The sequence below is a fragment of the Paenibacillus sp. P22 genome (genome assembly GCF_000469945.2).
In the GTDB taxonomy this organism is placed as follows: Bacteria; Bacillota; Bacilli; order Paenibacillales; family Paenibacillaceae; genus Paenibacillus_O; species Paenibacillus_O humicus.
Genome location: NZ_CBRA020000144.1, coordinates 1 through 10,256, shown reverse-complemented (window position 1 = coordinate 10,256; position 10,256 = coordinate 1). Strand labels below are relative to the sequence as shown.

The 10,256-nt window shown below is 61.5% G+C and carries 11 protein-coding genes; 3 read left to right on the top strand and 8 right to left on the bottom strand.

From position 1 onward, the window contains the following. The 5 genes from BN871_RS19055 to BN871_RS19035 all read right to left on the bottom strand — a co-directional run. Positions 1-302 (bottom strand): SH3 domain-containing protein (locus BN871_RS19055; protein WP_198158070.1); only part of this gene is annotated, 302 nt, incomplete at its 3' end. Then, positions 287-718 carry an SH3 domain-containing protein gene (locus BN871_RS19050; protein ID WP_021880946.1) on the bottom strand — a complete coding sequence of 144 codons (432 nt, stop codon included), beginning with the start codon at positions 716-718 and terminating at the stop codon, positions 287-289. The genes BN871_RS19055 and BN871_RS19050, both read right to left, overlap by 16 nt. Before the next feature lie 612 nt (positions 719-1,330). Beyond that, a complete protein-coding gene (locus tag BN871_RS19045) occupies positions 1,331-2,212 on the bottom strand; it encodes a cation diffusion facilitator family transporter (RefSeq protein WP_048748369.1) in 882 nt (293 codons plus the stop codon). 250 nt (positions 2,213-2,462) lie between these two features. Continuing rightward, entirely contained in the window at positions 2,463-3,254 is a 792-nt protein-coding gene (locus tag BN871_RS19040) for a carbohydrate-binding family 9-like protein (protein WP_053087014.1), read from the bottom strand. A gap of 112 nt (positions 3,255-3,366) precedes the next feature. Then, positions 3,367-3,849 (bottom strand): zinc ribbon domain-containing protein, encoded by a 483-nt coding sequence (locus tag BN871_RS19035; RefSeq protein WP_198158069.1) that lies wholly within the window; start codon positions 3,847-3,849, stop codon positions 3,367-3,369. A 247-nt stretch (positions 3,850-4,096) separates the two neighbouring features. On the opposite strand from BN871_RS19035, the gene BN871_RS19025 reads away from it, so the two are divergent. Genes BN871_RS19025 through BN871_RS19015 form a run of 3 tightly spaced genes read left to right on the top strand, consistent with a single transcriptional unit; the run spans position 4,097 to position 6,988 of the window. Then, positions 4,097-5,200: a fatty acid desaturase gene (locus BN871_RS19025; protein ID WP_048748366.1), complete on the top strand. Its 1,104-nt coding sequence runs from the start codon at positions 4,097-4,099 to the stop codon at positions 5,198-5,200. Between the two features lie 52 nt (positions 5,201-5,252). Beyond that, positions 5,253-6,389: a sensor histidine kinase gene (locus BN871_RS19020; protein WP_021880937.1), complete on the top strand. Its 1,137-nt coding sequence runs from the start codon at positions 5,253-5,255 to the stop codon at positions 6,387-6,389. After that, positions 6,386-6,988: a response regulator transcription factor gene (locus tag BN871_RS19015; protein WP_021880936.1), complete on the top strand. Its 603-nt coding sequence runs from the start codon at positions 6,386-6,388 to the stop codon at positions 6,986-6,988. The genes BN871_RS19020 and BN871_RS19015 overlap by 4 nt, the downstream gene beginning before the upstream one ends. Before the next feature lie 115 nt (positions 6,989-7,103). On the opposite strand, the gene BN871_RS19010 is transcribed toward BN871_RS19015, so the two are convergent. From BN871_RS19010 to BN871_RS28570, 3 genes are all read right to left on the bottom strand, one after another. Then, entirely contained in the window at positions 7,104-7,919 is an 816-nt protein-coding gene (locus tag BN871_RS19010) for a DMT family transporter (RefSeq protein ID WP_232313190.1), read from the bottom strand. Positions 7,920-8,168: 249 nt separating this feature from the next. Further along, positions 8,169-9,407 (bottom strand): alpha-L-fucosidase, encoded by a 1,239-nt coding sequence (locus tag BN871_RS19005; protein WP_048748371.1) that lies wholly within the window; start codon positions 9,405-9,407, stop codon positions 8,169-8,171. 148 nt (positions 9,408-9,555) lie between these two features. Next, the coding region (locus tag BN871_RS28570; RefSeq protein WP_048748365.1) for a glycosyl hydrolase family 95 catalytic domain-containing protein at positions 9,556-10,256 on the bottom strand (701 nt) is incomplete at its 5' end.

Sequence of the window (10,256 nt, the reverse complement as noted above, 5' to 3'; positions counted from 1 at the left end):
CCCGCGATCAGGATCAGGAACATGCCGAAAAAATCGATATGGGAAGCCGGATTGAGCGTAACCCKGCTGCYGCYKCCCGTTCCGGCGGCGGTGCTGCCGCCCGTTCCGGCGGCGGTGCTGCCGCCCGTTCCGGAGGCGGTGCTGCCGCTCTTAGCGCCAGGCAGCGTTCCTGTTACGGTTATGTATTTGGCATCCGAACTTACGTAGCCCGTCTTGCCGCTGGCATCCACGATCTGATACCAGTACGAGCTTGGAATCGATTTGACCTCGATCAGCTCGTCCTTTTTCAAATACCTGACCAAGGCACTCGCTGTGATGGGCCGACACGCAGAGCTACCGTCGAAGCGGCTTTCGCATTGCTCGAGAATTTGCTGCCCGCTGCAGATGCGGCCGGCTTGCCGGCGGAAGCTTCGGTTGCAGCTTCGGCAGCCGCGGCGTCCAGCATCGTAATGTAGGAGCTGGAAGCGGACACATAACCGATCGTGCCGGACTTGTCCTGCACCTTGAGCCAGTAGTTGTCCACTCGCTGCAGGACGGATATCTGCTCCCCCTTCGGCAGAGTGCGGAGAACCTTCCCGGCTGTAGCCGGTTCGGCGCGCAGGTTCACGTTGCCCTGCGTCTGGGCTTTCTGCGTCGCCGCCGATACGGCGGGCGGAGCGGCGGCAAGTCCCAGCGTCAAGCTTGCGGCCAAAACGGCGGCTGCCAATGATTTGTTCATGCGTCGATCACGACTCCCTTCATTTGTCCAATGTCGATTGTCTAATCAGGACCCGGCCTCGCCAATCATCCAAGCAGATTGCAGCAGCCGGCCAACCAGCACGCCAGCTGCAGTACAGCAAAAATAGACAAACCCGTATCTGATCTATCGGCAAATGAAGGGAGGAACTTTAGCTGCCTCTGCCATCTATTGTAGAATCTTGTCCGCAAAAGGAACATCGTACCTTGTTCCCAAAAATAGCTTGTCCAGCTCCCGCACACGGCGGATGAGACCTATTTCGGTCCTGTTTTTCGGTATGCTAGTCCTCATGCAATTAAGGCCCGTTCGGTCCTTCTTTCCGCACATCAGTCCTCTCCACGCTCAATAGGCCCCACCTCAGACCTTAATTCCGGCATGTCAACCCGCTCCACGAAGCTCCATTCCATTCCCTATTCCGGGCATGGCCGCCCTCCCCTATTCCCGGCATGAAAACCTATAGTAACAGCTTCGCCAGCGTAAGAAGGACGGGCACAATCAGGCCCAGCCCAAAGCCCGCTCTATACCCTCCCCAAACAAAAATAGACCCTCGAGGAACCGTTCCTCAGGGGTCTATCCTTGCCGTGCCTAAGCCGTTCATGCCGGCTCGTAAGGCTCGACATGCACATGAACGCTCATGATATTGTGCTTGCGCTCCATCCGAGTCTCGATCTCGTCGCTGATCCGATGGCTTTCCACCAGCGTAAGCCGGGAATCCACCAGCACGATGACATCGACCAGCACATGGCTGCCATGCACGCGGGCCTTGAGATCCTTGATCGACTTCACGCCGTCCACCTTCTCGATCGAGGACCGGAGCGTCAGCAGCTCGCTGTCGTCGAAGCCGTCCGTAAGGGCATGCGTCGAGCTGTAAAAGATCTCCCATGCCGTCTTGCAGATGATGACGCCGACGGCGATCGCCGCCAGAGGGTCGAGCCATGCCCAGCCCAGCGCCGCTCCTCCGATGCCGACGGCGGCGCCGATGCTGACGAGGGCATCGGACAGATTGTCCTTCGCCGCCGCGTTCAAGGCGCTGCTGTTGATTTGCCGGGACAGCCTGCGGTTGTAGATGTAGACGCCGTACATGATGACGGCGGACGCGACGGCTACTGCGGCCGACAGGGCATTAGGCGGCTCTCCTGCGCTTCGGAACAAGGACTTGACCGAATTGATCAGCACCTGCAGGCCCACCGTCGCCATGATGAAGGAAGCGATCAGCGAGGCGATCGTCTCCGCCCGGAAGTGGCCGTAGGGATGGTCCTTGTCCGGCGGCTTCTGCGAGATCCGCAGGCCGATCAGCACGGCGAAGGAAGCCACGATATCGGTCAGGTTGTTGTAGCCGTCCGCGGAGAGCGCCTTCGACGCGAAGTAGTATCCGGCGACGATCTTGGCGGCGGACAGAACGAGATACGCGGCGATGCTGACCCAAGCGCCCCTTTCTCCCTTGCGGATGTCGGCATACTGCTGTTCGGTAGACACGAATGGTTTTGCCCCTCTCCTCGCGATACGACCATAATACGCGCTCCGGCTCCAGTGGGCCTAGAGAAACATTGTTGTTCAAGGCCTTTCTTTTGTCGAAAAAACCGCTGTCCATGCCGTATCCAACGCTGATAGCATACCCTGAATTTTCCTTTTTCAATCGCCTTCGCCTTCCCCGATCGGCAAAAAGACCGCCTGGCCAAAGCAGGCCAAGCGGTCGCAAACAAACTAATCGGCTGAATGGACAGCGTCACTCTCCAAGGACAAACTGCCCGAACCGTTCCGGCACATGGAACCACGGCTTGCCTGTCGGGCTCCACGCCTGCAGCTCGGGATCTCTTCCGGGCGCATGGTCGATCCGGTAGGCGTTGACTCTCCACTTCAAGCCTTTGCGGAGCGGGGAGCGGAATTCGGCAGCGGGCAAAAACAGCTCGTACGCCCTGTTCCCCGCCGCGGGCGTCTCTACCTTCACGGCGAGGCCGTCCGCATCCCAGCCGGTGTCGGCTTGAATCCCTTGCGGCTTGCCGCTGCCATCATTGGAGATCCGCGCGTCAAAGACGATTCCCCGCGGGCTGACCTCCAGCTCCATGTACTGTCTGCCATCGCCTTCTTCATCGATGAACAGCTCCACGACGTCCTGCTCGTATAGAGGCTCGTCCCGCCGGGTAAAATCGGAGAGGATATAGGAATCCTCGCAAGCGAAACGCACGAGCAGACCCAGATCGTTCCAGCAAGCCTGCACCGATGTCATCTCCCGGACGGTCCCTCCCGTTACCGTGTCGCGGAGCCGGACAGACGGAACTCCGGACCAGTCGGCCTGCGGCATTGCGTTGCGGAGCGGATCGCCATTGGCACATCCGTCTCCCCAGTCGGCTTTCGGCATCCGGACGCGGAGAGGATCGCCATTGGCCCGTCCGTCTCCCCAGTCTTCTTTCGGCATCCGGACGCGGAGAGGATCGCCATTGGCCCTTTCTACGCCGTCATGCTGCGTTTTGAATTGCCGGTAAGGGCATTCATATCGGGGCAAGGAAACCGGATTCATCCTATCGACCTCTTCTCCCGAATATGGTGGCTCCGGACCACGCCCGGCCCTGTCTTGCTATTGGCGAGCGCATGCTCCGGGTCCCATCGCATCCTCATCTGCAGCCTCTGCGCTAAGCCCATGAGCCCAGCTCCTTCCCGCAGGAAGCGCAGCGGCGGGCGTCGAGCGCGTTCTCGGTCCTGCAGCTGCCGCACAGCACCCGGACCTCGCCCTCGAGCTGAAGGGATTCCGCGGCGGCTACCTGGGGGAAGACATGCCCGCAGCCGGTGCAGACGCCAGCTCCGAGCTCCACCTCGCGTCCGCAGGACGGGCAGGCTTTGACCGTCTTCAGCACGCGGATCTTCTCCTGCAGCTCGGCGATGTCATGCTCCGCCGTCACGATGCCTTGGCACAAGCGGAACGCCGAATCATGCGAGGAGGCGATATCCTCTCTGAGATAAGCTTCGTAGACCGCGTCTCCGATCGCTTTTTTCTGCTTGCCGATGTCCCGCTGCTTCAGGACGATCAGCGATTTCAGCCTGGCGATCTCCATCGTCTGCTGAGCCGCCTTGGCCGCTTCCGCGGCTCCCTGCTTCATTCTATCGAATAACGACATCTCCATCTCTCCCCGCTGCAAGCTTCGGAAGCCCGCCGCATTTCTTCTTCAAGGCTACACCAGGCAAGCATGTCCGTTCAACCATTCGATCCTCACCCTCGACCCCCGCGGCTTGAAATATCTGGGCGGAACCATGACAAATGTCACCCTCTGTCATTACGCCTGTGACTGCTAAGCCCATTGCCGCAGCGGGTATAATGGAATCTCCAAGACTGCGCCACTTCAGCCACATTCAGGAGGTTTCGGGATGTCTCCACTAAAACAACTGCGCCAAATGATAGCGCCCTATGAAAAATCGGATTCCGCCGCCAGCGTCTGGCAGCTGCTCAACACGCTGCCCCCTTTGGCCTTGCTCTGGTACGCCGCCTATCTCAGCTTGAACGTCTCCTATGCGCTGACGCTGCTGTTCAGTGCCGCCGCCGCCGGCTTCGTCATCCGCAGCTTCATCATCTTCCATGACTGCTGCCACGGATCGTTTTTCAAAAGCAAGCGCGCCAACAATCTGCTGGGGTATCTGCTCGGCGTTCTGACCATGTTCCCGTATGAACAATGGAAACATGCCCACAATATCCACCATGCGGGCAGCGGCAATCTCGAGAAGCGCGGCATCGGCGATATGTGGATCCTGACCGTGCAGGAGTATGCCGAGGCATCCCGATGGCGCAAGCTGAGCTACCGGATCTACCGCAATCCGCTCGTGCTGTTCGGACTCGGTCCGATCGTCCTGATCCTCTTCGCCTACCGCTTCAACGAGAAGGGCGCGCGCCGCAAGGAGCGGCTGAACACGTACGCGACCAATGCCGGCATCGTCGTCCTCTACGCGCTGCTCGCCTGGGCAGCCGGCTGGCAGTCGTTCCTGCTCGTGCAGCTGCCGATCTTCTGGATCTCCGGCGCCGCCGGCATCTGGCTGTTCTATGTGCAGCATCAGTTCGAGGACTCCTACTTCGAGCATGATCCGGAATGGGAATACCTCAAGGCTGCCGTCGACGGCAGCTCGTACTACAAGCTTCCGGCCTGGCTGCAGTGGCTGACCGGCAACATCGGCTTCCACCATGTCCATCATCTCAGCCCGCGGATTCCGAACTACCGCCTCCAAGGCGCCCATGAAGCGGCTCCGTCGCTGCAGCATGCGACGACCATCACGCTCCGCACCAGCCTGAAGTCGCTGCGCTTCAACCTCTGGGACGACGTGAACAGAAGCTTCGTCTCCTTCCGGGACGGCAAGCGGCTGATCGCGCAGCGGCCGGATGCCGGAATCGAGGGCAAGCATCAGGCGGAGCTCCGCCCCTTCCCCGTCGCCCGCGTTGCTGCGGCGCCAGTCAAAGCAAGGACCGGAACCAGCGGAGAATAAGCCCGTTATGCTACACTGGTAGCATCAGCATTTCAAGCAAGGAGCGGCATCGATGCAGAAATGGTACCGGATCTTTCCCCGCAGCACGGGATTCAGCTTATATGTATGGCTGGCATTCATCATCTTGCCTTTCTATTTCATCTTCCGGTTCCCGGAGACCGGTCATATGCTGTTCGGCGGGTTTCTCGTCGCTCTGTTCTTCCTGTGCTTCCGGCTGACCTCTTCCGACAGAGGCTGGAAGCTCTATACGGGCATCTCCATCCAGATGGCCGTGTCGGCTGCGATGACGATCTACTTTCATTACCCGTACTTCAGCTTCTTTCTCGCCGTATTCATCGGCAATACGAGAAGCTGGGCGGGTTTTCTCAGCCTGTATATCGTCCACCTGGTCGTCACGCTCGGAGCTGTCTATGCGGGATTCGCGATCGGCAACGAATTTTTCATCTCCCAGTGGCCCTTTGTCCTTGTTTGCCTGATCGGCGTGGCGGTGCTTCCGTTCAACCGCTACAATACGCTCAAGCAGGTCAAGCTGCAGGGGCAGCTGGAGGACGCCAACCGCCGGATCGCGGATCTGCTCGTGCACGAGGAGAGGCAGCGCATCGCGCTCGACCTGCACGACACGCTCGGCCAGCAGCTGTCTCTGATCCGCCTCAAAAGCGATCTCGCCGGCAAGCTGCTGGACAAGGACCCGGAGCGGGCGCGCGGCGAAATGGCCGACGTGCATCAGACGGCGCGGATCGCCCTGCAGGAAGTCAGGGAGATGGTCTCCCATATGCGCGGCGCGCGGCTGGAGGACGAGATCCAGCGGGTGCGCCAGATTCTCGGCGCGGCGGAGATTTCCTTCGAGATGGAGGGAGACCCCCGCTTGGCTCATACGTCGAGGCTGACGGAGAACGTGCTCAGCATGTGCATCAAGGAAGCTGTCACCAATGTCGTCAAGCACAGCAACGCCGCCTCCTGCTCCCTCTCCATCACCCAGCTTCCGGAGCTGCTCATCGTCAAGGTCAAGGATGACGGCAGCGGGATCCGGAATGTGCGGAAGCTCGAGCGCGGCAATGGACTGCAAGGAATGAAGGAGCGGCTGGAATTCCTCAACGGAACGTTGGAAATATCCGGCGCGCCGGGGACGGAAATTACGATGACCGTTCCCCATAACGTCAGCCGGGTGGAGAAGGAGGTGGAAGGATGATACGGATCGTCATCGCCGAGGATCAGCGGCTGCTGCTCGGCGCGCTGGGGTCGCTGATCGACCTCGAGGAAGACATGCAGGTCGTCGGCCAGGCCGGCAACGGCCAGATCGCGGTCGAGCTGGTGCGCCAGCACAAGCCCGACGTCTGCATCATGGATATCGAGATGCCCGTCATGAACGGGCTCGAGGCGGCCGAGCTGCTTAAGGGCGACGGCTGCAAGGTGATCATTCTGACCACCTTCGCCCGTTCGGGATTTTTTGAACGAGCGCTCAAGGCGGGCGTCCAGGGCTATCTGCTCAAGGACAGCTCCAGCGACGAGCTCGCCGACTCCATCCGCAGCGTCATGACCGGCAGGCGGCTGTATGCTCCCGAGCTGGTCGACGAGGTGTACAACGTGGAAGAGAATCCCCTCACCGAACGCGAACGCGAAGTGATGGAGCTCGTCGCCGTCGGGAAGAACACCAAGGACATCGCCAAGGAGCTCTTCCTCTCCAGCGGCACGGTGCGCAACTACATCTCCGTCATTCTCGACAAGCTCGGCGTCAGCAACCGGATCGAGGCCATCTCCAGGTTCAAGGAGAAGGGATGGTTCAAATGAAAAAGGCGATTTCCTCCAGGCAGCGGCCTGCGGGGAAATCGCCTTTTTTTTCATGGCGCCCATTAGGGGCTGCCCTTATTCAAAACGGCTGCGCCTCAGCCCCACAATGCCACGGTCACGATCGCCGCCGCCATGACCGCAGATGACACGATCCGGCGGAAGCTTGGCTTTCCTTGAGCAGAAGCACGCCGAAGATGGCGGCGAAGACGGTTCCGCATTCGCGAATCGGCGAAATGAGTCCGATCGGTGCGTAAGGAATCGCAAGCAGGAACAGCAGATAGGAGCCCGGGCTCAGCACGGCGCCGGCCAGCGTTTGCTTCCAGCGTCCGGTCCACTCTGCGCGCAGCTTGCCTTTGCGCAGCGCGGCAGGAGTGAGGGCGGCCATGACGCCGAGATTGCCGAGCGCCAGCAGCGACAATGCGGACAGATGCTGCAGATTGAACTTGTCCATCGTGACGTAGCCGGCCGTGCACAGGCCGACGCCGAGCGCCAGCAGGACGGGACGCATGGCGACCCGCTTGCCGGGAGCCGGCCAGCCGCTGAGCGAAAAGAAGCAGAGCAGCATGATGAGCAGCGCCAGCCAGCCCCAGACGCTGAGCGATTCATGCCAGATCAGCATCCCCAGCAGCGGTACGAGGAACATGCCGGTTCCTCTCATGATGGGATAGACCTGCGACATGTCCCCTTCCCTATAGCTGAGGGAGAGGAGCAGGCCGTACGCGGCCTGAAAGGCGAAGGACAGGACCAGCGTCACCCGGCCCCCGTCGGCATGGATGAGCTCCCAGACGAGGTAGGGCAGCAGGGGAATGGTCGTAAAGCTGAAGATGAGCCAGAGAAAGACGGCTTTGTCCCGGCTTTTTTTGGCCAGGAGATTCCACACCGAATGGGCCAGACCCGATGCGGTTACGAGCAGGATTGCCAAAGATGTCACAGGATCACCACTTTGTCGAATATGGCGGCAGATTGGAAAGGAACGTACCGGGAGCCGTCGATCCCGGTACGTTGGTCGTCAGGCGCAGCTTCGGCCGGCAGGTCTTGACCCCCTGCTCTCCGATTGAATGCAGGATGCTGCCATCGGCTTATCAAGCTAAAAAAAGCCTGCTGCTTCCGCCAGCAGCGGTACCTGCGGACAGCAGCCTGTGTCAGACGGCATAGGCTCAGCCACAAGCAGTCCGCTGCGTCAGACGGCAGCGTAAGCCTGGAGCGAGCGGATCAACGGCTCGCCTTCGCTTTTCAACACTCTCAGCCGCACCGCTTCCGCGGTGACCGGAGTCAGCGGCTCGATCCGCTTGTGGCCTACCGAGAAGCCCGATGTCAGCTCGCGCCACTCGCCGCCGATCCGGATGTCGGCCGCGTACTCGCGGATGCGCTCGCCCCGGGAGATATCCTCCATGAGGACGAGATGGCCGATCGCCGTCGGAGCGTCGAGCTCCAGCGTCAGCTCGCTGCCTTCGCCGGATGTCTCGGCCGCCGGCGTTCCCAGCCTGCGGCGGATCTCGGCGCCAAGCTCCTGGAGGCGGGCCGCATCGAGCTCCGGCAGCAATCCCCTTCGGTCCGGCGATAGATTCAGCAGCAGGTTGCAGCCATGGCCGACGGAGCGGTAGTAGATATCCATCAGATGGTCGAGATCGTGCAGGCGGTCTTCGGAATCCGGGTGCCAGAACCATTGATGGCGGCGGATCGGCACGTCGCATTCGGCCGGCACCCACTTGGGCGTGGACGGCAGCCAGGTCGCGCTCTCCGCGGCAAACATGCTGAGAGGAGCCGACTCGGCCGTATTCCAGCAAGGATATGGCGCGACGCCGTCCTCGTTGCCGACCCAGCGGATCGTCGGCTCGCCCATGTTGAACACCATCGCGCCGGGCTGATGCCGGCGGACGAGCTCGATGATGCGCGGCCAGTCATAGACGCGTCCCTCCGAGCCCGCGCCGTCGAACCATACTTCCATCAGATCGCCGTAGCCGGTGAGCAGCTCCGTCAGCTGGGCGCAGTAGAAATCGTCGTAGGCTTCCTTGTCCGCATATCTCGGCTCGTGCCGGTCCCATGGGGACAAATAGAGCCCGAAGCCGATACCCTCCTCGCGGCATGCGTCCGCGCATTCCCGCACGACATCTCCCTGGCCGTTCTTCCAGGGGCTGGAGGCGACGGAATAATCGGTCTGGGCGCTCGGCCAAAGGCAGAAGCCGTCATGATGCTTGGCGGTGAGAATAAGATAGTTCATTCCCGCTTGCCGCGCTTCGCGCGCCCATTGCCTGGCATCGAGCTGCTCGGGATGGAACAGAAGAGCCGAATCCCCGCCTTCTCCCCATTCCTGGTCGCAAAATGTATTCATGCCGAAGTGGACGAACATCCCCATCTCCATATCCTGCCAAATCAGCTGATGCTTCGAAGGCACAGCCCCCGTGTAGGTATCGTTCATGTCCTGGTCTCCTTCGTCCTGGCTCCGTCCGTACGGTACGAAGCCGATATAGGCTTGGGTTCCGCCGCCGAGACCGGCTGCACCGCTCCGGCGGTCGAGTCCCGCTCTCGGCAGCCGGCCGCCCAAGCTCACTTCAGCTGTTGCCCTCTCATGCCCGGACGGCCGAAAGCCTGAGCACGTCCCCCGCCCTGGCATCGAACCGGTACCGCCCGTCCTCGAAAATGAATTTCTTGGGCAGGCCGGCGCCGTCCACAGCCGCCAGCTCCCCGCCATGCCGGATGAAGAAGCTTCCGCCGTGCGTGAAGCGCAGCTCGGCCTCGGTCAGCCTTCCTCCCGCCCACGACAGATCGCATTCCGCTCCGCCTCTGGCGCGCAGTCCCGTCACTCGTCCCTCCGGCCACTCCGGCGGCAGCGCCGGCAGCAGCTTCAGCTCGCCTCCATGCGACTGCAGCAGCATCTCGGCGACGCCGGCCGTGCCGCCGAAGTTGGCGTCGATCTGGAACGGCGGGTGATCGCCGAACAGATTGGGATGGACCGCATGGCGCAGCAGCTCCATCAGATGCTCATGCGCCTCGCCGCCTTCGCCCAGCCGGGCCCAGAAGTTGAGAATCCACGCCCGGCTCCAGCCGGTATGGCCGCCCCCATGGGCAAGCCGGCTTTCCAATGTCGTCCGCGCGGCCTCAGCCAGCTGCGGCGTCCGCTCCGGCGTAATCTGCTCGCCGGGATGCAGCGCGAACAGATGGGAGATATGCCGGTGGCCGGGCTCGGGCTCCCCGTATTCCTCCGACCATTCCAGCAGCTGGCCGCGGCTGCCGATCTCCGGCTCGGGCAGCCGGAGGCGCGCCGCCG